Consider the following 19,986-nt stretch of genomic DNA (forward strand, 5'->3'; position numbering starts at 1 on the left):
TTTAAGAATCTACTGAAACAAGCTTGACTATGAACCTATTTCTATACGGCGTTACCCATCCAATAGAGCGAAGAGCCCTTATTTTATGGTGAAAAAGGACAGTATATTTTTTATAACAAGAAGTAAGATAATCATTATCTAAAGGAAAATGTTACCCTCATTCAAATCTCTTTCTGCTATTTGGAGGCTGCATCCGTCGATACTCAGGCAAAGTTTGTCTTTAGCTTCCGGGGATATTTAGATAATTAACAAGCTGTTTTTAGATAGTATTTGTTAAGCTGGTGAAGAAGTGCCCATCAGTTATTTCATTTTGTTTATTAATTTTGAGAAATATTAGATATGTAAATTGTCTATTTCGTTTGATATACGGGTATCCTGATGATGAAAATGAAAAGGGAGGAGATTAAGACTAAGTTTCGTAACGTTTTATAAGTTCTGCTTCAGCTACTCTGTTCCCATTTTGAGCTAATTTAATTAAATCAATTACTTCATACATTGATTTGTCCCTCTTTTTTCTTTTGCGTAACTTTGAAATGGCTTGTCTTGAGATCTTGCGAAAGACTTGTATATTCAACAACTAGATTTTGACTTGAATAGACATCAAGGATGAAATTTAACTCATAGGTAGCTAGGTGCTCTTTATAGATAATGCCAAATTAGCAAAAGATATATTTTAATTATTTCGCGGAGATGAAAAAGCGTTAGGGCTTCATTTATGTAGAAAAAGACAGTGAAGGGAAAGACAACATGCGTCGTCTTAAGAAGAAGAACTCAACTGGTATAAGAATATTAGTACGACAAACGGAGAAGATTTAGTTTAATAAATCTATGCCAAAAACAACTACGTCTTTGGAAACTATCCGGATTGAAGATCATAGCCCATTATGATTAAAAGTATTTCCTGCAAATTATGATAAAGTATTACACGGTATCGTAATGACTGCTGATTATCAGCTACAACGAATTGAACTGAGAACTATTAGGGATCAATTGGAATGGATAGAAATAGAGGATATCTTAAACATTATTTGAATCGGAGAATTACAGTTTATTCACATCGTACAGCTAAACCTCGTTCAGGTGATATTTTAGCTATGCAATTCCAAAATTAAGCGACAGGTGTTCAAATCCAGATTTGAGATTATTTTTTTGTTGAAAACGTTCTCCCCATCTTATATAATGAATCTACAATTAATATTAGGGTTGTTACTGCATCGCAGGCAAAGCCTAAACCAATCCGTGCTAATTTATATTTAGTTTAGGATTAGTTTAGGCTTTTTTTGTTAGTAAAAAATATAAAGTGGGCGAACTCATGAGGATTAAAAAAGTATTTAACAATAATGTTGCACTGGTTGAAGGGCCGAATCGATCCGAGATCATTGTTATTGGAAAGGGACTAGCCTATCAGAAAAATCCAGGTGGAAATATAGATCCATCAAGAATTGAAAAGACCTTCGTGATGGAGACTAAGGAATTATCTGAGCGGCTATCTACATTACTGAGTGAGATTCCTCCAAAGCATCTAGAATTGACAGATCAAATTATCCGTTATGCAGTAAAGGATTTACACACTTCCTTTAGTAATAATATCTACCTGGCTCTTACAGATCATATTAGTTATGCAATTACGCGCTCCGCGCAGGGATTGAGTCTCAAGAATGCGCTGCTCTGGGAGATACAGAAGTTCTATCCGAAAGAATATCACACGGCAATGCATGCTTTACACTTAATTGAAAAGGAAACCGGAATTAAACTGCCTGTAGATGAAGCTGGCTTTATCGCAATGCATTTTGTAAATGGTCAGCAGGATGGTCAGGAAATGGAACAGACCTTGATGGTTACCCAGATGGTTCAAGGAATTCTTAATATAGTAACACTTCATTATGGGATTGAGCTAGATGAGAATTCGTTAAATTATAGCCGCTTTGTGACTCACTTAAAATATTTTTCTTATCGCACCATGCGTCATGAATCGATTCCTTCTGAGGACGATGAGCTCTACGAACAAGTCGTTGCCAAGTATCCTGAAGCTTTTGCCTGCAGTGAGAAGGTAAGAGCATATTTACGGGAAGAGTATCAAGTTGAGACAACCGAAGGTGAAATGGTCTATTTCATGCTCCATATTAGGCGTGTGACCAGCAGAGATTAGCCTATTACAATAAATAGCAGGGTTGTTACCATTAGTTGGGCAAAGCCTGGATAAGTGATAAGTGTACTGTTTTTCAGTGTACTTAATCACCTATTCAGGTTTTTTTATTTCATATAAACCAGAATGAGGTCTAAAGGAGCGAGCACAAATGAAGTACGAAAGATTAGCGAAAGATATCGTGCAGAACATCGGTGGAGAGGAGAATGTTACGAACCTTGTCCATTGTGCAACCCGGTTGAGATTTAATTTAAAAGACAATCATTTACCCGATAAAGAGAAGCTGACAAGCTTAGAAGGAGTGCTGACTGTCGTAGAAAGTGGCGGTCAATTTCAAGTGGTTATCGGAAATGACGTTGCACACGTATATCAAGAGATTATGAAAACCAGCAAACTTGGGACAGGGAATTCTGCATCAGAGGATGCAGATAAACCTAAGGAGAAGATTCTGTCCACAATTTTTGCAGTGATTTCCGGAAGTCTTTCTCCTCTGTTGCCTGCAATGGCCGGAGCGGGGATACTAAAAGCTTTTTTAACCCTGTTCACAACCTTTGGCTGGGTATCTGCGGAAAGTGGAACCTACCTCATTCTGGCTGCAGCAGCTAATGCCGTCTTCTATTTCCTACCTATATTCCTGGGCGTCTCTGCAGCGATCAAATTTGGCGCCAATCCTTATGTAGGTGGAGTTATCGGTGCAGCATTAATGGAACCGAACTTTACGGGGTTATTAGCTAACGGAGATACGACCTCCTTTCTAGGCATCCCTGTAGTCTTGATGGATTATTCATCAACCGTCTTTCCGGTATTCGTAGCAATTTGGATTTTCTCTTACGTGGAGAAATATCTAAAGAAAATCATCCATAAAGAGCTTCAAACGTTCTTGGTTCCATTGTTGTCTTTAGCCATTATTGTGCCACTTACTGCGATGATCTTCGGTCCGTTTGGTGTATATATCGGAAATGCGATAGCGAATTCGATCAATTACCTTATGGGAGTAAGTGGGCTGTTAACCGGTGCTGTTATTGGCGGGTTAATCTTCTTCCTTGTTGTATTTGGCCTTCATTGGGGCATTATTCCGATCGTGCTGGCAAATCTTACGAATGGAACCGATCCAATCCTTGCGATGTGGGCAGCTTCTAACTTTGCAATGACAGGGGTGGCACTGGCTGTTTTCCTTAAATCTAAAGAAAAGTCTTTGAAATCAATTGCCGGTTCCTCTACGTTAAGTCTGTTGTTAGCCGGTGTCTCTGAGCCGACCGTATACGGGATATTGCTGCGTTACAAGCGCACGATCCCATACGTTATTATTGCCGGAGCTGTCGGAGGGGCGATTAATGGCGGTTTCCATACGTATGCTACAGCATTTGTCTTCCAAAATATTTTTTCAATCGGTGCATTCGAACCTGTCGGGTATTATTTAATAGGGATTGCCGCCGCCATGGGGATTGGTTTGATTCTGACGATTCTTTTCGGTTACCAAGACAAACAAGCTGTTGCAGTGACTGAGCCAAGTGACGCAACTCCTACTGTAGAAGTAAAGGCTGTTCAACCGGAAGAAAGTGTCAACCTTACTGGTGTTTCGCAGATCTTGAAGAAAGAGGTACTCTTCAGCCCATTAACAGGAGATGTGAAATCCTTGACTGAAGTTCCCGATCCTGCTTTTGCAGAAGGTGCTATGGGGAAAGGGATTGCAATTATTCCGAGTGTTGGCCAAGCCGTATCTCCAGTGAACGGTACGATTGGCACAATCCTCAAGTCAGGTCATGCTGTAATTATTTTGTCTGAGAGTGGTGCGGAAATGTTGATTCACATTGGAATCAACACCGTTCAATTAAAAGGGCAATATTTCACCCCTCGGGTTAAGGCAGGAGATCAGGTCCGCAAAGGGGATCTATTGATTGATTTTGATCTTGAGAAGATTAAGGAAGCCGGATATAATCCGATCACTCCAGTTATAATCTCGAATTCCGGCGATTATTTGGATGTTATTGAAACAACAGACTCATCGGTTTTGGCACAAGATAAGTTGCTGACGCTTGTTGTCTAAGCAGAACTAGTCAGAAAGGAGACTCACCTTTGCAATCCAACACATACAGTTTTCTGTAAAACTTCTTATGGGGCGGCGCTGTAGCGGCCAACCAGGTAGAAGGTGCATTTTTAGAGGATGGAAAAGGAATGTCCACAGCAGATGTATTGCCTCATGGAATTACAGGGCCGATTATGGAAATTCCCGAAGGCAAATATCCCTCTCACGAAGCTATCGATTTTTACCATCGGTATAAAGAAGATATCGCACTTTTTGCAGAAATGGGGTTCCGCTGTTTCCGGACATCAGTTGCACGGACACGTATTTTTCCTGAGGGAGATGAAGAGCTACCTAACGAAGAGGGCCTCCGTTTCTATGAGCAGTTGATCGATGAGTTGCTCAAATACAATATTGAACCTGTCATTACGATATCTTATTATGAAATGCCTTTAGGACTGGCCAAGAAATATGGGGGCTGGAGAAGCCGCAAGACCATCGAATGTTATGAACGGTATGCCAAGGTTCTATTTGAGAGATTTAAAGGGAAAGTAAAGTATTGGATGACTTTTAATGAAATTAATATTCTTGCCCATTATCCGTTCACAGGCGGTGGAATTATCGTCCGAGAAGGAGAAAACAAGAAACAGATTCAATATCAGGCTGCACACCATCAGTTCGTAGCGAGTGCTCTCGCCGTTAAGGCTTGTCATGAAGCTATTTCTGATGCCCAAATCGGATGTATGTTGGATTATATTCCTGCATATCCATTGACGAGTGCACCGGAGGATGTTTTTGCGGCTCTGCAAGGAGAACGGGAAATCCTAATGTTCGGCGACACAATAAATTCTATCATCTGATAAATTTCACTGATAAATCTATTCGTTGTCCAAAACCAATATTACTTATTATTGGGGGCAATCCACTCGTGAATATACAGTTAACATCTATCTATTGGGGAACAATAAACAATCAGTGGAACATACTTATCTCAGTGTATCATATAGAAAAGGTGTGTTTATCCTACTAGTTTTTATAAGTATCTTTGACTAATGTTATAAAAATAGCCTATCTAAGCACGTTTTTGTCTCATTCGATGTTATAACTCACATGGGGGTTATAACATCAAATGAATTTGACAGGCTTCCAAATCTTTGTTAGAGTTTCATCAAATACGTATAACCTTTTCATGGAATGTTACCGTTAGGGCATAACCTGAACCGGCTTGTCTACACTACACGTGTATCTGGGCTAGTTTGGGTTTTTTTATTTCACTAAACCCTTTCGGCTTTCCCCCATCACACATTTTGGAAGGAGAACGTTTATGTCCAGCTTTATTTTTCCGAAAGACTTTTTATGGGGTGGTGCTCTTGCTGCCAATCAGGCCGAGGGTGCTTATCTGGAAGACGGCAAAGGATTGAGTCTGGTAGATCTGTTGCCGACTGGCGAGAAAAGAAGAAGCATCATGCAAGGGAATGTTCCCTCGCTCACTCCGCTCGAAGGCAAATTCTATCCTTCCCACGAAGCGATTGATTTTTACCATCGCTATCGCGAGGATATTGCGCTATTTGCAGAAATGGGTTTCAAGGCGCTGCGTGTTTCCATTGCCTGGGCCCGTATTTTCCCAACGGGAGAAGATGCTGCACCGAATGAAGCCGGGTTACAATTTTACGATGATCTGTTCGACGAATTGCTTAAACATGGCATCCAGCCAGTGGTTACGCTCGCTCACTTTGACGTACCGGTTAATCTGATTGCTAAGTACGGAAGCTGGCGAAGCCGGAAACTGGTAGCTTTATTTGAAACCTATGCCAAAACAGTATTCACCCGTTACAAGGATAAAGTAAAATACTGGATGACGTTCAATGAAATTAACATGCTGCTCCATTTGCCGTTTATTGGCGCCGGGCTTGTTTTCCAGGAAGGCGAAAACGTCAAACAAATTCAGTACCAGGCTGCACATCACCAGCTTGTTGCAAGTGCACTGGCTGTAAAAGCGTGCCACGAGATCATTCCAGATGCCAAAATTGGCTGTATGCTGGCTGCCGGCAGCTTCTATCCGTATACGTGCAATCCCGAAGATGTTTATCAGGGAATGGAAAAGGACCGCGAGTCCTACTTCTTCATCGACGTTCAATCACGCGGGGAATATCCAGGTTATGCGAAGCGGTTCTTCAAGGATCATGGACTCTCCATCGAGATGGAGTCGGACGACGCGGAAATTTTGAAACATCATACCGTCGACTATATTGGTTTCAGTTACTATTCCAGCCGAACCACCAGCACAGACCCGGAAGTTGTTAAAAACATGACGAGCGGCAATGTGTTCGGCTCTGTGTCCAACCCGTATCTGGACAAGTCAGAATGGGGCTGGACGATTGATCCGAAAGGGTTCCGTATCACGGCAAACCAATTGCACGACCGCTATCAGAAGCCTCTTTTTGTGGTGGAAAACGGCTTTGGTGCCAACGACGTGGTTTCTCCTGAAGGAGAAGTCAACGACGATTACCGGATCGACTATTTGAAGCGGCATATTGCGGAAATGGGCGAGGCTCTTCAGGATGGGGTTGAGATTATCGGTTATACGAGTTGGGGTCCTATTGACATCGTCAGCGCTTCCTCGGGAGAGATGAAAAAACGCTACGGCTATATTTATGTGGACCGGGACAACGAAGGCAACGGCTCGCTGAACCGGATTAAAAAGAAAAGCTTCCACTGGTACAAAAACGTAATTCATTCCGATGGCCAGAATCTGGGAGAGTAATCGTCCAACAAGAAAATAGATCGGATATCCCGAAAGTAAAGGGGATTTCCGGTCTCTCTTTCTTGGTTGAAAGCGTTGACAATCTCCCGTCTTCGGGCTATACTTGACGCAATTCCATCATTTTTAGGATTGTTACTGCAAAGGCAGGCAAAACCTAAGCCACCAATAAGCGGATTTTACAGTCTTGTTTATTTGTTGAGCTTCGGTTTTTTTGTTTGCCATAAACAGGATGGAACAGGAGTGGCTCTTGCTGGCATATGGGGGGATTTAGATGAAAATAGCAAAGGTCATCAACAACAATGTAATCAGCGTCTACCAGACGGACGGTACAGAACTCGTGGTGATGGGCCGCGGGGTTGCTTTTAAGAAAAAGCCCGGAGATAAAGTAGACGAAACCAGAATTCAGAAAGTATTTGCCCTGAAAAACAAGCAGACGTCCGACAACTTCAAAATGCTGCTGCGTGAGGTTCCACTGGAACTGATTGTGATTGTGGAAGAAATCATTAATGATGCCAAGCACAATTTGAACAAAAAGCTGAACGAAAATATTTATGTTTCCTTGACCGACCATATCAATTTTGCCGTTGAAAGATACCGGGAAGGATTGGAGATCAAAAACGCATTATTGTGGGAAGTCAAGCAGTTGTACAAAGAAGAATTTGCGATCGGTCTGAAAACGCTGGAACAAATTAAACAAAAGCTCGATATTGAACTGCCTGTGGACGAAGCGGCTTTTATCGCGATTCACATCGTGAATGCCGAAATGAACGAGGAAGTTATCACCACAATGAGTATTACAAAATTTATGCAGCAAATTATCAATATAGCGAAATATCATTTCAAGGTCGATTTTGACGAGGACTCTCTGAGTTATTTCCGCTTTATTACGCATCTGAAATTTTTCGCCCAGCGTGTGTTTAAGGGGAATCACTACGAAAACAACTACGATCATTTGTATGACATGATCAAGGAAAAGCACAGAGACGCGGCTGCTTGCACGGAGAAAATCGGAGCTTTTGTGGAAAAAGAATACAACCACGAATTGACGAACGAAGAAAAGCTGTATCTGACCGTTCATATTGAGCGGGTGGTTAACAGATAAGCTGGACTTCCTGCAAACAGGATAGAGAATATATGGGTAAATATTTTTATTGACAGATATGGTTGATTAATTATATTATGAGAACAACAGGAATTTAATAAGCTTTAACTGGGATTGTTACTGGTTATGCAGGCAAAACCTAAGTCATGAAAAATTGCGGGACAAAAAGCACCCACCATTTTTCAAGGCTTAGGTTTTTTGTGCGCCTAAATACGTAAAATGCCCATTAGAACATGGAGGTGTCTAGCATGAGTTATGAAAAATTGGCTAAGGAAATCGTTCATCTGGTAGGCGGTGAAAAAAATGTGGTATCACTCGTTCACTGCGCCACCCGCTTGCGTTTTGTACTAAAGGACGAGGCGAAAGCGGACAAAGAAAAACTGGAAAAAACCGATGGGATTATCACGGTTAAGCAAAGCGGTGGCCAGTTTCAGGTCGTAGTCGGTAACAAAGTACCAGAAGTATACAGTGCTATCAGCAAGGTATCCAACATTCTGGACGAATCCAAAAAAGATGAAAAACCTGCTAAAGCCAACAAAGGCTTCGGTGCCATTATAGACGTTGTTTCCAGCATTTTTGCACCGCTACTCGGAGTCATGGCGGGAGCCGGTATTCTGAAAGGCCTGCTGCTGATTGCCAGCAACGCTGGATGGCTGACACCGAAGGACACCACCTACATTATTTTGCTGGCCGCTGCTGACAGTCTGTTTTATTTTCTCCCGCTCTTGTTAGCGGTTACAACAGCCCGAAAATTTGAAGGTAACATCTTCGTCGCCCTGACCATTGCCGGAGGATTGCTTTACCCGTCCATCGTCACGTTGAAAACGGAAGGTACACCTACTGACTTTTTCGGTATTCCAATTGTCATGATGAGTTATTCGTCTACGGTTATTCCCATTATTATTGCTATCATTGTCATGAGCAAGCTAGAAAAATGGTTTAATCGGCTGATCCATGAAAGCGTCAAAAATTTTATTACGCCATTGATCCTGCTCGTGATTATGCTTCCTCTGACCTTGATCGTGTTTGGTCCATTCGGGGTCTACGTGGGCAACGGCATCGCAACTGGACTCATTGCCGCGTTCGGCTTCAGCCCGTTATTGGCTGGCGCAATCATGGGTGCTTGCTGGCAAATTCTCGTTATCTTCGGTGTCCATTGGGGCCTCGTACCTGTATTCATTAATAACATTGCTGTTAACGGCAGAGACGGAATCAAACCTTCCGCTGCGGCTTCCATCTTCGCCCAAACCGGTGCTGCGTTTGGTGTCATGCTTAAAACAAAAAATAAAAAGTTGAAGACCTTGGCGGGTTCCGCTACGCTTACCGCATTGTTCGGTATCACAGAACCAGCCGTCTATGGAGTCACGCTTCCGCTGAAACGTCCGTTTATTGCAGGTATTATCGGCGGTGCTATCGGTGGTGCAATTATCGGCCAAGCGGGAACGCAAGCATTCGCTTCCGGCGCGCCGGGACTGCTGACCTTGCCCATCTTCTACGGCCCTGGCGGACAAGGCTTCCCGGGACTGATTTTAGGAATTTCGGTATCGTTTCTGGTTTCGGCCATTCTGACTTATATTTTAGGGTTTGAAGATCCGGTTGAAGCGGAAGAATCACCCGAAAATTCGACTAAAGAACCAGCTCATACAACAGATGTTTCTAACGAAGAGGTATTTAGTCCGATTGAAGGAACCGTTGTCTCCCTCTCGGAAGTTCCCGATCCTGCATTTGCGTCGGAAGCTATGGGTAAAGGCGTCGCCATCGAACCGACATCAGGCAGAGTTGTAGCCCCGTTCGACGGGACGATTACCGTGGCGTTCAAGAAAAAACATGCACTTGCAGTTGTTTCGCCCAAAGGCGCAGAAATTCTGATTCATGTCGGAGTAGATACGGTTAAGCTGGACGGTAAACATTTTACCTCCCATATCAAAGAAGGCGATCAGGTAAAAGCGGGGGACCTTCTGCTCGAATTTGATGTTGAGCAGATCAGGGCAGCAGGCTACCCTACGATTACGCCGATTATCGTTACGAATTCTTCCGCTTATTCAGAAATCCTTCCAGCCACCAAAGGACAGGTAAGGGTGCAGGAACCGCTCTTAAAACTGTTCGGCGGTACCAATGAGAAAGAGGGCATTGCCTGAATGACATAAAAATAAGCTCTGAGGTCCACCTTATCGGTATTTCCGAGCTTTGGTTCAAGTGCATAAAAGAAGATGGGCATGTAAGATCAAAGGTGGCTCCGATGGAGTCATCTTTTTTTCGTTATCTTGCCTTTACATTCCAAGAGGGGTACATATGTTCACTGTTTGGTTTATAATTTAGACATAGATAAATGGGAGGCTACATCGCAAATGAGAGGTGAATGTAATGAAGAAATCCGAGTTGCCCATCACTGACGAGAAGTGGAGAGCTATTGTGGAGAACGACAAGTCTTATGATGGTGAATTTTTTTATGCTGTGAAGACAACAGGAATATGTTGTCGCCCCTCCTGCAAATCCCGTCCTCCCAAAAGAGAAAACATTCGCTTATTCAAAACAGTAGAACAGGCTTTAGCAGAGCATTTTCGACCATGCAAAAGGTGTAAACCGACGGGGCAACGCTTGCCTGATCATGAATGGATTGCGCTGGTTACAGAGTATGTGGATGCTAACTACAAGGAAAATTTAACGCTGCATCTGCTTGCAGAGATGAGTCATGGGAGCCCGTACCATTTACATCGTACCTTCAAGCGGGTCATGGATATAACCCCGATGGAATATATACAGCAAACCAGATTGGAGCATGCCAAGCAACAGCTAATGGACTCGGATAAGTCCGTTGCGGCAGTAGGGGAGAGCGTAGGTTTGTTCAATACCCCTTACTTTATTACGTTATTTAAAAAGAATACAGGCTACACCCCTTTGCAATATCGCCACCTTAAATCAGAACAATTACAAAATGGAGGTATACATCATGTTAACCCAAACCCCTAAAACAATCTATTGGTCATTATTAACCCACGAGGATTGGAATTTATATATTGCAGCTACATCGGATGGATTATGTTACGTAGGCTCACCCGATAAACCTATAGAGGAATTGGCTTCGTGGGCAGGGAGTCGATTTCCCGGCAGTCCATTAGTTGAAGATGATGAGGTCTTGCAGCCCTATGCCACAGAGCTTATTGAATACTTTCAAGGGAAACGCACAAGTTTTACCGTTCCTTTTGACTTTCGGGGGACTGCGTTTCAAATGGCGGTCTGGAACGCACTGTGTGACATTCCGTATGGAGAGACACAATCCTACTCAGACATTGCGAACGCGATTCAGAAACCCGCGTCTGTTCGTGCGGTGGGAGCTGCAATCGGTGCTAACCCGATTCTGGTCACCGTCCCATGCCATCGGGTTATCGGCAAAAATGGCGCTTTAACCGGATATCGTGGTGGTTTGGATATGAAGGTAAAGCTTTTGCAGCTCGAAAGAGGTTAACAATGGAAGCACATCATATATACAAATCCCCCAAGACCCTTCTGAATAAAGGAACAGGTTTCTTGTCGGGGTATACGCACTCGCTAAACCCGTATACAGGCTGTACCTTTGGTTGCTCGTATTGCTATGTGCGCCAAATGCCGGTTTCGACGTTTCGCGGCGAGGAATGGGGCACATGGGTTGATATTAAAAAGCAGGCGGCTGATATTCTTCGCAAGGAGCTTCGGCGGGCCAAATCCAGGGGCAAAGTCACCATTTTTATGTCGTCCAGCACAGATCCTTATCAACCTGTCGAGTACAAGGAAGAAGTGACCCGTTCACTGCTGGAGGTGATGGTGGAAGATCCGCCGGATTTCCTGTTTGTGCAGACTCGCAGTCCGCTTGTACGGCGGGATATCGACTTGTTACTCCGATTAGAGGATCGCGTACGGGTGAGCATGACGGTAGAAACGGACCGCGAAGATATACGCAAACATTTTACGCCGGATGCGCCCCCCATTCAGGCTCGTTTCAAGACGTTGCAACTGTTAAAAGAGGCAGGAGTACCAACGCAAGCCACCATCGCTCCGATGCTTCCAAGCAGCGAGCAATTTGCGGACAAGCTTTTGCCACTGGTCAACCGTGTCTGTATTGATGATTATTTTATGGGAGACGGCAGTGGAGGAAGGCGTACTCGAAGCTTAAATATCGGTGCGCTTTACGAGCCGTTAGGGCTGGAGGATTGGTATCATCCGGCTGCCTACAAGGCAGTCTACAAACAGTTTCGTAATGTTTTTCCTGAAGAACAGCTTTATGTAAGCCGTGAAGGATTTGAGCCCTGATTTTGGTGTAGACTGCATTCAAATGGTATGTGGGTGGAACTGCATAAAGGTTGCAGAGGAGGAAGCGGAGTGTGCAAACCGTGATCACGAAAAATTTTGACTATGGAGAGAAGGAAATCAACTATCTGAAAAGCGTGGATACCGTACTCGGTACAGCAATGACGCAAATGGGCAAGGTCGAACGAGTGATTATTCCCGATTTGTTCGCCGCGCTTGTTCATGCGATTGTGGGACAGCTTATTTCTGCGAAGGCGGTTCAAACCATATGGGTAAGAATGCAGGAGAGACTGGGTGTGATGACTCCGGAAAATATAGCGACCCAGTCGGTTGAAGTGATTCAAAGCTGTGGTATCACGATGAAAAAAGCAGCTTGTATCCTGAATATAGCCCAAACCATAGAACAGGGCTTGTTGGATTTGCAGGAACTATATGAGCTCTCCGATATACAAGTGATTCAAAAATTGTCCTCGCTGCATGGGATCGGCCCGTGGACGGCTGAAATGATGCTGATTAATTCCATGGAACGTCCGGATGTCGTCAGTTGGGGCGATATAGCTATTCGGCGGGGGATGATGAAGCTGTACAATCTGGATACACTGACCAAGAAGCAATTTGAGGAGTACTGCCGAGTCTATTCGCCTTATGGTTCGGTGGCCTCTATTTATTTATGGAGTATTTCATTTCGTTAAGGATCAGGGAGTGGGAACGGTGAAAATAACAATTAGAGAACAAATTCTGGCACATGTTGATGTGGATTTTCAAAAATTTACGGCGGCATTGATTCCGAATATTGATAATGTGCTGGGCGTACGCCTGCCGGTGCTGCGTAAGCTCGCCCAGGATATTGCCAAAGGTGATTGGCGTCTCTACCTTGAAACTGCTGAAAGTGAACATTTCGAGGAAGTAATGCTGCAAGGCATGGTGATTGGCTATGTGAAAGCAGATATAGAGGAAGTTTTGGGCTACGTCGCCAGGTTTGTTCCTAAAATTGATAACTGGTCAGTTTGTGACAGCTTCTGTGCCGGATTAAAATGTACGAAAAATCATAAGGAACGAGTATGGGACTTTATCCAGCCGTATCTGTCATCCAGGAAAGAATATGAAATTCGGTTTGGAGTGGTCATGCTTCTGAATTTTTATATTGAGGAAGAGTATATCATCCGGGTACTGCAATGGATGGATCAAACCCACCGTGAGGATTATTATGTACAAATGGCGGTCGCATGGGCGATATCCATCTGTTATATCAAGTTGCCTGAGATTACGATGAGTTACTTAAAAAACAATACACTGGATGATTTTACCTTCAACAAAGCTCTGCAAAAAATCACGGAATCATACCGGGTGGATCAGACAACGAAAACAATTATTCGCAGTATGAAGCGAAAAAGAAAATAGTGTTGTTTTATATCTTATTATTCCTATTTGATTTTGAGTATATTATATTTGCTTTTTTTGGAATTAAATATTAAAATGGAAGTAACTTTCGAAAAGGAGATGACGTGAATTGGCAGAGCAAGTGCGTATTGGAAAAACAGATCTACATGTAAAACCAATCGGTTTGGGTGCAAATAAGGTGGGAGGACATAATCTTTTTTCCGGCTTGAACGATGAAACGGGCAAAGAAGTCGTTCGCACCGCTTTGGACAACGGCATCAATTTTCTGGATACGGCTTTTATTTACGGACCTGAGCACTCAGAGCGGTTGATCGGTGAGGTGCTGAAGGAGCGCGGCAAACGTGAGGAAGCTGTCATTGCGACCAAGGGGGCACACAAATTTGTGAACGGAGAGGTTGTTTTTGACAACTCGCCTGCTTTTTTACGTGAATCTGTCGAATCCAGTCTGAAAAGATTGCAGACCGATTATATTGATCTGTTCTATATCCATTTCCCGGATGAAGCTACGCCGAAGGCAGAGGCTGTCGGAGAATTGAAGAAGCTCAAGGACGAAGGCAAAATCAAGGCCATTGGCGTATCTAACTTTTCCATTGAACAACTTAAGGATGCGAATAGTGACGGCTATGTAGATGTGCTTCAATCCGAATATAATTTGCTCCAACGGGAAGCGGAAAAGGAACTGCTGCCTTACACCAAAGCCAATGGCATTTCGTTTGTGCCTTATTTCCCGCTGGCTTCCGGATTGCTGGGCGGTAAGTATACGAAAGACACAACCTTCACAGACAACAGAGCGAAAAGTCCATTATTTCAGGGAGAAGCATTTGCTCGTAATTTGGACAAAGTGGAGCAGGTACGGCAAATTGCTAATGCGTTGAATGCAGAGGTCGCTCATGTTGTGCTCGCATGGTATTTGACCCGCGATTCGATTGATGCCCTCATTCCAGGGGCGAAGGGGCCGGAGCAGGTGCTGGCGAATCTGAAAACGCTGGATGTTAAGCTGAGTCAGGCAGATATTGAAAAGATTGACCATATTTTTAAATAATTTTTTCAAATAATGCTTAAGAGTCACGTCGTGCATTATATATTTTTAGCATACTAAAAGGAGCTGCCGGACGGGCGGCTTCTTTTTCGTGTACCCGCCGCATATCCTTGTAGGGTAAGCTCATCGCTGCGGAGGGATCGGGATGAAGAGAAGACCGCATTGGCACAGCAGGCCTAACAGAAGGCGACACGGAAGACACAGAGTATGGCTCATTGTGGGGCTGATACTGCTGGTAGGAATCGTACAGGTTGCCTCTTATGTAGAGCAGCATTTGAAGCCGCCTATGATGCATTTGGCAAAAGTGCGGGTCAAGCAAATGGCGACGGAGGCCATTAATTCAGCGATTACTGCGCAGGTAGAGCAGGGCGAGACCGCTGATAAACTGATTGAATGGAGAACGGATGCGCAAGGGAAAACCTCCGGCTTTGTTCTGAATTATGCGGAGCATATGAGAATTACCTCGGATACGCTCAAGGCAGTCAAGGCAACAATGGACAGCATGAGCCATTTTGATGAGAGCGTTCCGATCGGTCAGGCATTGGGTAGTCCGCTGCTGGCAACTTATGGCCCGAAGGTTCCACTCAAGGTGGAGCCGCATGGAGCTATCAAGGTAGATTTAAATACACGCCAGCAGGATGCGGGCATCAACATGATTCTGGTGGAAGTGTATATTCGGATTACGACGGAGGTGTCCGTCGTGATTCCTTTTGAAATGCAGCCTCAGGTTGTGGAGACGGAAATTCCGGTGTCTTATTTGCTCGTGGTAGGCAATGTCCCAATGTACTACTATGATAATCAGGGTAAGCCCGTCGGTAAAAATGGAGCTGTCGCCCCCAATTTGGCGCTGCCACCTCATTCGATAGAGACAGGCGGCGTTGCGGATTCCGGCATAGAGAGTGTTCCACAAATGCAGGAAGATGAACCCACCACTTCATCCCCAACGCCATAAGCGAAGGCAAGTGGAATGTGAGAGGGCTTGATTGTTGTATATGAAAAGCAAAGGGACCTTATGTGGAGGTCCCTTTTGCTTTGCTGGTTTTGAGCGCTTTGCGCTCCGTCTGCTCCCATTGTCTTAATAACGGATACGGGTCAAAGGACCAGTCCATCCAACCGCTGTCCCGGTATATGCCATAGTGCAGATGTGGCGGGAATTTGCCTTGGGTACCGGGCTTGCCGTAACCCGAGCTTCCGACCCAGCCGACAATCTGACCTGGCGTGACAATGTCCCCGTTGTGAACGGTCTTGTCAAAGCCGGAGAGGTGCGCATAGTAGTGATAGCGATTGTTGAGATCCCGAATCCCGATTCGCCATCCACCGAACGGATTCCAGCCTTTCATTTCGACTACGCCATAGCAGGTACTTCGAACGGGAACGCCATAGCCGGCGAACAGGTCTGTCCCTTCATGAATGCGGTAACCACCCCAGCTCCGACGACTGCCCCAAGTGCTGCGATAGCTATAAATGCTGCCCAAGGGAAGCGGGAAGGCTTGTTTGCCAAGCTCCAGCTTTCCATAGGTCCGGTACAGCTTGGCGAACTGCTGTACCCTTTGAACCGCACGGCTGTTGTGGTAATATTCCCATACCGCAATGGAAAATTCGTCCTCTGTGTTCCCATATTTACCGAGATAAGAGGCCATGCTGAACAACAAGTCCCTGTCATCATCGCGGTCGGCAATTCCGTCACCCGAGCCGTCCTGTCCCAGCCCGGAAAAAAAAGAAATGGAACGTGGATGCCGGTCCTCGGGATCAGGGTTCATCAAACCGGACCAGACGGGTCCGGTGACAAAGATACCTGTGACTCGCTCCGCATGCTTGCGATCTTTGGGATGCGCAATCGTAAGCGTGCATTCATATTGGTCGATAGCGGCCAGCCTGTACCACGGAATCCCTGTCAAGGCTTCGACGGAAAGATATAGAGCAAGCCTCGATCTATACAGTGATGACTGGGAATTTGGAGTAGCAACATGTGCTGTCTGGATGCTTTGGGATGAGGCTTCTAAAGGTGTAGCCAAGGCCTGAGCAGGAAGCGGACAGGCCATTGTTAGTGTAGTGGCGCACAACAGCAGCGGCAACAGGCGAATAGCGCGGGCTGTACGTTTAGGGTAAGGCACGTGAACCGACCTCCTTATAAGGGAGCTTGATAGCCCCCGTAGATTACAGGCCCGCATCCAACGGCAGCGGTACGGGCCCCTTTGGTTTAGATTGAGCCATATCCGTCGCTTTTATCCATATAAGGAGTTTACTTTTTCGGCATCAAAGTCATATCAAAAAGGGAACAATGAATGGAGGTTTTTCCATGGCTTTCATGTTATAATGTATGGCAATGACAGCCCAAGCTTATCAGAAAGAAGGTCTATGCCATTGTCTAGAAAAGTGAAGGAAGCCAAGCCCGACTGGATTCGTATTAAACTCACGACAGGCGATAACTATCAGGAAATCAAGAGCATGATGCGTTCCAAGACATTACATACCGTATGTGAGGAGGCGCGATGCCCTAATATATATGAATGCTGGGCCAACAGGACAGCTACATTTATGATTTTGGGTGATATTTGTACGCGTGCGTGCCGTTTTTGCGCAGTGAATACGGGAATGCCTACGGAACTGGACTTACAGGAGCCTGAACGCGTCGCGGAAGCGGCTGAAAACATGAACTTGAAACACTGTGTCGTAACCAGTGTGGCCCGCGATGATTTGAAGGATGGGGGAGCCACTATATTTGCAGAAACGGTGCGTGCGATTCGCCGCCGTTTGCCTTTTTGCAGCGTAGAAGTGTTGATTCCCGATTTTATGGGCGATATCGAATCGCTGCGAATTGTCATGGATGCCAAGCCAGATATTTTGAATCATAATATTGAAACGGTGGAGCGGATGTCTGATAAAGTTCGGGCCAAGGCCAAATACCGTCGCTCCCTGGAGCTTCTTCAACGTGCAAAGCAATTAAATCCGTCCATCCCTACCAAATCCAGTATCATGCTGGGTGTCGGAGAAGAGTTTGACGAGATCTTACAAACCATGGATGATCTGCGTAAAGTCGATTGCGATATTATGACAATTGGACAATATTTGCAGCCATCCGAGAAACATTTGTATGTGCAAAAATATTACCCACCGGAAGATTTTGCGAAGTTAAAGGAAGAGGGATTACAACGGGGGTTCAGCCACGTCGAATCTGGTCCGTTGGTCCGCAGCTCCTACCAAGCGCATGAGCAGGTGAAGTCTGCCGCTCAGCATAAGGAAGAAGGCGCCCTTTCGCAGGCTTGATCCGGGAAAGGCGGTCAGATTAGCTTGTTTCATATCGGTGGTAAAAACTATGAAGTGTTACAGGATCACAAGAACGGGTGGAATCCCGAAGCTTTTCGTGACCGGTATAGTGAAGTGCTGGAGCGCTATGATTATATTATTGGTGATTGGGGTTACAATCAGCTGCGTCTAAAGGGTTTTTATCGTGACGGGCATCCCAAGGCCAATAAGGATACATCCATAGCAGTACTGGACGATTACATTAATGAGTATTGTAATTTCGGTTGTGCTTATTTTGTGCTGCTTAAGAGCCGCGAAGTGATCAGTAAGATTGAAAACAATGATGAATCCGTTACGCCGGATCATCAACAGTTGGAAGAACCTCAAGCGGAACCAACGGAAACGGTTGAAGCCGGAGAGCCGCAAGAAGTGCTACAACGTGCAGACGGAGAAGAACGGGAATGGCCGGAGCCACAGCGCGAGTCAAGGGAAGCCGAGGAGCCGCGAGTGGAGCAGCCGCGTGAAGCTCAGGAAATTCGGGACTCATGGGAGTTGCAACGACGGGAACCAAGGGAAGTCCAGGAACCGCGTGAGCGACAGCCACGGGAATTCCGTGAAAACCGTCCGCCCAGAGAAGGGCGTGAAGGGAATCGGCAGCGTGAGCCACGAGAAGCACGTGATTCGCGCCCGCCGAGAGAACCACGTGAGGCGAAGGACGGGCGAATTTCCGGTGAAGGACAGCAAGCCCGGGAACCGCGGAAACAGCGTAATCAGCAAGGGAATTTCGAGAAAAAGGAATCCCGTGGCCCACGCTATGAGCGTCAACCGAAGGAAAACCGGGAGGGACGGCAAGTCCGCGTCTCACGTGATTCCGGAGGCCAGCGTCAGGCGCAGCCTGCTGCCAAAGCCGAAAGAGCTGAGGGAAGCAAAAAGAATAAAACATTCACAGCTCCACAACAAAACGGTTCCTGAATTTCAGGAGCCGTTTTTGTTTACTGGTAAAAAGATCAACTATGGATTGAGTTGGCCCTATCATACAAGCAAAAAGAGCCAAGGTTGGCTCTTTTTGCTTGTACTAGTACTTTTCAGTTCTATGTGTATTTCAAAGCAGCTTGCCTAATTAAGAAAGGCAATGCGTACCCGATCCCAAAATGGAAAGGGACGATAACGAGCGAAGCTGACTTTGTGACTGGAGACCTGACAACGAACAGAAATCAAATCATCCACAGGGAAGTTCAGATGATCTACCGTCAGCAGAAGACGCTGATCTTTTCTCGAAAAAATATCACAATGATGGTGCTTGGGCAGTAGCAATGGCGATCCAAGTGTCCGATACACCCGGTTGTTAATGGAGGCAATCTCGGTTAATTGCAACGCTTCAATGGTGGGGTGAACCATAGCTCCGCCGAGTGCTTTGTTATAGGCAGTCGTACCTGAAGGGGTAGAAACGCATATTCCGTCTCCACGGAACATCTCGAACGTGACATCGTTAATATCCACTTGTGCAACGACCGTGCCATCGACCCCTTTTAACGTAAATTCATTCAACGCAATAAAAGAAGCATTCCCCGACTTCTTGTGAATCTCCAGCTCGATCAATGGATACTTGACAATTCTCGGTTTAAGGGGTCCCTCAGATCCGCTTTGGCTCATCAGGTGGATTAGCTCCTCCAGCTCGTCCGCACGCCAATCGGCATAAAAGCCCAGATGACCGGTATGTACACCAACAAAGGCTATATCCGAAAGTCGGTCGATGAAGGTATGAAACGCATGAAGCATAGTACCGTCGCCTCCAATTGACACGACGATTTCCGGCGATTCGGCATCCAGCTTGAAATTCTTTTCTTGGGCAAGACGGTGAAACTGCTGACTCAAGTCCATGGAGTGCTGATCCCCGCGATCCAGAACATAATATCTCAAGATGAAAAGCTCCTTTGTCATGGGTATATACCGATCATAATCAATTATGAGCAAGAACACA

Annotated in this window: 16 protein-coding genes and 1 pseudogene; 15 read left to right on the plus strand and 2 right to left on the minus strand. The window is 45.2% G+C overall.

The genetic code is table 11. The annotated features are described in order from the left end of the window. The first annotated feature begins 1,312 nt into the window (after positions 1–1,312). The 13 genes and pseudogenes from licT (E0698_RS03205) to yunB all read left to right on the plus strand — a co-directional run bounded on the left by licT (E0698_RS03205) (position 1,313) and on the right by yunB (position 15,711). Complete coding sequence (licT, locus tag E0698_RS03205) at positions 1,313–2,149, plus strand: BglG family transcription antiterminator LicT (RefSeq protein ID WP_134912758.1); 837 nt, start codon at positions 1,313–1,315, stop codon at positions 2,147–2,149. A gap of 148 nt (positions 2,150–2,297) precedes the next feature. Then, the gene (locus E0698_RS03210; protein ID WP_192510580.1) at positions 2,298–4,193 is read left to right on the plus strand and encodes a beta-glucoside-specific PTS transporter subunit IIABC; all 1,896 of its coding nucleotides are present in this window, start codon (positions 2,298–2,300) and stop codon (positions 4,191–4,193) included. 62 nt (positions 4,194–4,255) lie between these two features. Continuing rightward, positions 4,256–5,008, plus strand: a pseudogene (locus tag E0698_RS03215) (glycoside hydrolase family 1 protein); the annotation flags it as partial. Between the two features lie 485 nt (positions 5,009–5,493). Then, a complete protein-coding gene (locus E0698_RS03220; protein WP_192510581.1) occupies positions 5,494–6,933 on the plus strand; it encodes a 6-phospho-beta-glucosidase in 1,440 nt (479 codons plus the stop codon). A 271-nt stretch (positions 6,934–7,204) separates the two neighbouring features. Beyond that, positions 7,205–8,035 (plus strand): BglG family transcription antiterminator LicT, encoded by an 831-nt coding sequence (gene licT, locus E0698_RS03225; protein WP_134912764.1) that lies wholly within the window; start codon positions 7,205–7,207, stop codon positions 8,033–8,035. A gap of 248 nt (positions 8,036–8,283) precedes the next feature. Continuing rightward, on the plus strand, positions 8,284–10,173 hold the full coding sequence (locus E0698_RS03230; RefSeq protein WP_192510582.1) for a beta-glucoside-specific PTS transporter subunit IIABC: 1,890 nt from the start codon (positions 8,284–8,286) through the stop codon (positions 10,171–10,173). Positions 10,174–10,399: 226 nt separating this feature from the next. Continuing rightward, positions 10,400–11,005 (plus strand): bifunctional transcriptional activator/DNA repair enzyme AdaA, encoded by a 606-nt coding sequence (locus tag E0698_RS03235; protein ID WP_192510583.1) that lies wholly within the window; start codon positions 10,400–10,402, stop codon positions 11,003–11,005. After that, entirely contained in the window at positions 10,986–11,501 is a 516-nt protein-coding gene (locus E0698_RS03240; protein WP_192510584.1) for a methylated-DNA--[protein]-cysteine S-methyltransferase, read from the plus strand. Before E0698_RS03235 ends, E0698_RS03240 begins: the two co-directional genes overlap by 20 nt. Positions 11,502–11,503: 2 nt before the next feature. Further along, positions 11,504–12,322 (plus strand): SPL family radical SAM protein, encoded by an 819-nt coding sequence (locus E0698_RS03245; protein ID WP_192510585.1) that lies wholly within the window; start codon positions 11,504–11,506, stop codon positions 12,320–12,322. A 71-nt stretch (positions 12,323–12,393) separates the two neighbouring features. Further along, complete coding sequence (locus tag E0698_RS03250; protein ID WP_192510586.1) at positions 12,394–13,011, plus strand: DNA-3-methyladenine glycosylase 2 family protein; 618 nt, start codon at positions 12,394–12,396, stop codon at positions 13,009–13,011. 19 nt (positions 13,012–13,030) lie between these two features. Continuing rightward, positions 13,031–13,720, plus strand: a complete 690-nt coding sequence (locus E0698_RS03255; protein WP_192510587.1) for a DNA alkylation repair protein — start codon at positions 13,031–13,033, stop codon at positions 13,718–13,720. 109 nt (positions 13,721–13,829) lie between these two features. Beyond that, a complete protein-coding gene (locus E0698_RS03260; protein WP_192510588.1) occupies positions 13,830–14,762 on the plus strand; it encodes an aldo/keto reductase in 933 nt (310 codons plus the stop codon). A 142-nt stretch (positions 14,763–14,904) separates the two neighbouring features. Next, complete coding sequence (gene yunB / locus E0698_RS03265) at positions 14,905–15,711, plus strand: sporulation protein YunB (RefSeq protein ID WP_134912778.1); 807 nt, start codon at positions 14,905–14,907, stop codon at positions 15,709–15,711. 58 nt (positions 15,712–15,769) lie between these two features. On the opposite strand, the gene E0698_RS03270 is transcribed toward yunB, so the two are convergent. Then, entirely contained in the window at positions 15,770–16,873 is a 1,104-nt protein-coding gene (locus tag E0698_RS03270) for a M23 family metallopeptidase (RefSeq protein WP_134912779.1), read from the minus strand. 250 nt (positions 16,874–17,123) lie between these two features. Between E0698_RS03270 and lipA the strand changes: the two genes are divergently transcribed. Further along, complete coding sequence (lipA, locus tag E0698_RS03275) at positions 17,124–18,026, plus strand: lipoyl synthase (RefSeq protein ID WP_044645417.1); 903 nt, start codon at positions 17,124–17,126, stop codon at positions 18,024–18,026. A 24-nt stretch (positions 18,027–18,050) separates the two neighbouring features. Then, entirely contained in the window at positions 18,051–18,977 is a 927-nt protein-coding gene (locus tag E0698_RS03280; protein WP_192510589.1) for a YutD-like domain-containing protein, read from the plus strand. Positions 18,978–19,121: 144 nt separating this feature from the next. Here E0698_RS03280 and E0698_RS03285 read toward each other — a convergent pair whose 3' ends face one another. Further along, the gene (locus E0698_RS03285) at positions 19,122–19,925 is read right to left on the minus strand and encodes an NAD kinase (RefSeq protein ID WP_014277899.1); all 804 of its coding nucleotides are present in this window, start codon (positions 19,923–19,925) and stop codon (positions 19,122–19,124) included. Between the last annotated feature and the right edge of the window lie 61 nt (positions 19,926–19,986).

Origin of the sequence: Paenibacillus sp. 23TSA30-6, assembly GCF_014858585.1 — a bacterium.
Lineage (GTDB): Bacteria > Bacillota > Bacilli > Paenibacillales > Paenibacillaceae > Paenibacillus.

What these genes read in the sequence shown, in the direction of transcription:
- E0698_RS03210 (WP_192510580.1), top strand. Translation starts at nt 2,298, where the DNA reads ATGAAGTACGAAAGATTAGCGAAAGATATCGTGCAGAACATCGGTGGA.
- yunB (WP_134912778.1), top strand. Translation starts at nt 14,905, where the DNA reads ATGAAGAGAAGACCGCATTGGCACAGCAGGCCTAACAGAAGGCGACAC.
- licT (WP_134912764.1), top strand. Translation starts at nt 7,205, where the DNA reads ATGAAAATAGCAAAGGTCATCAACAACAATGTAATCAGCGTCTACCAG.
- E0698_RS03240 (WP_192510584.1), top strand. Translation starts at nt 10,986, where the DNA reads ATGTTAACCCAAACCCCTAAAACAATCTATTGGTCATTATTAACCCAC.
- E0698_RS03235 (WP_192510583.1), top strand. Translation starts at nt 10,400, where the DNA reads ATGAAGAAATCCGAGTTGCCCATCACTGACGAGAAGTGGAGAGCTATT.
- E0698_RS03230 (WP_192510582.1), top strand. Translation starts at nt 8,284, where the DNA reads ATGAGTTATGAAAAATTGGCTAAGGAAATCGTTCATCTGGTAGGCGGT.
- licT (WP_134912758.1), top strand. Translation starts at nt 1,313, where the DNA reads ATGAGGATTAAAAAAGTATTTAACAATAATGTTGCACTGGTTGAAGGG.
- E0698_RS03245 (WP_192510585.1), top strand. Translation starts at nt 11,504, where the DNA reads ATGGAAGCACATCATATATACAAATCCCCCAAGACCCTTCTGAATAAA.
- E0698_RS03220 (WP_192510581.1), top strand. Translation starts at nt 5,494, where the DNA reads ATGTCCAGCTTTATTTTTCCGAAAGACTTTTTATGGGGTGGTGCTCTT.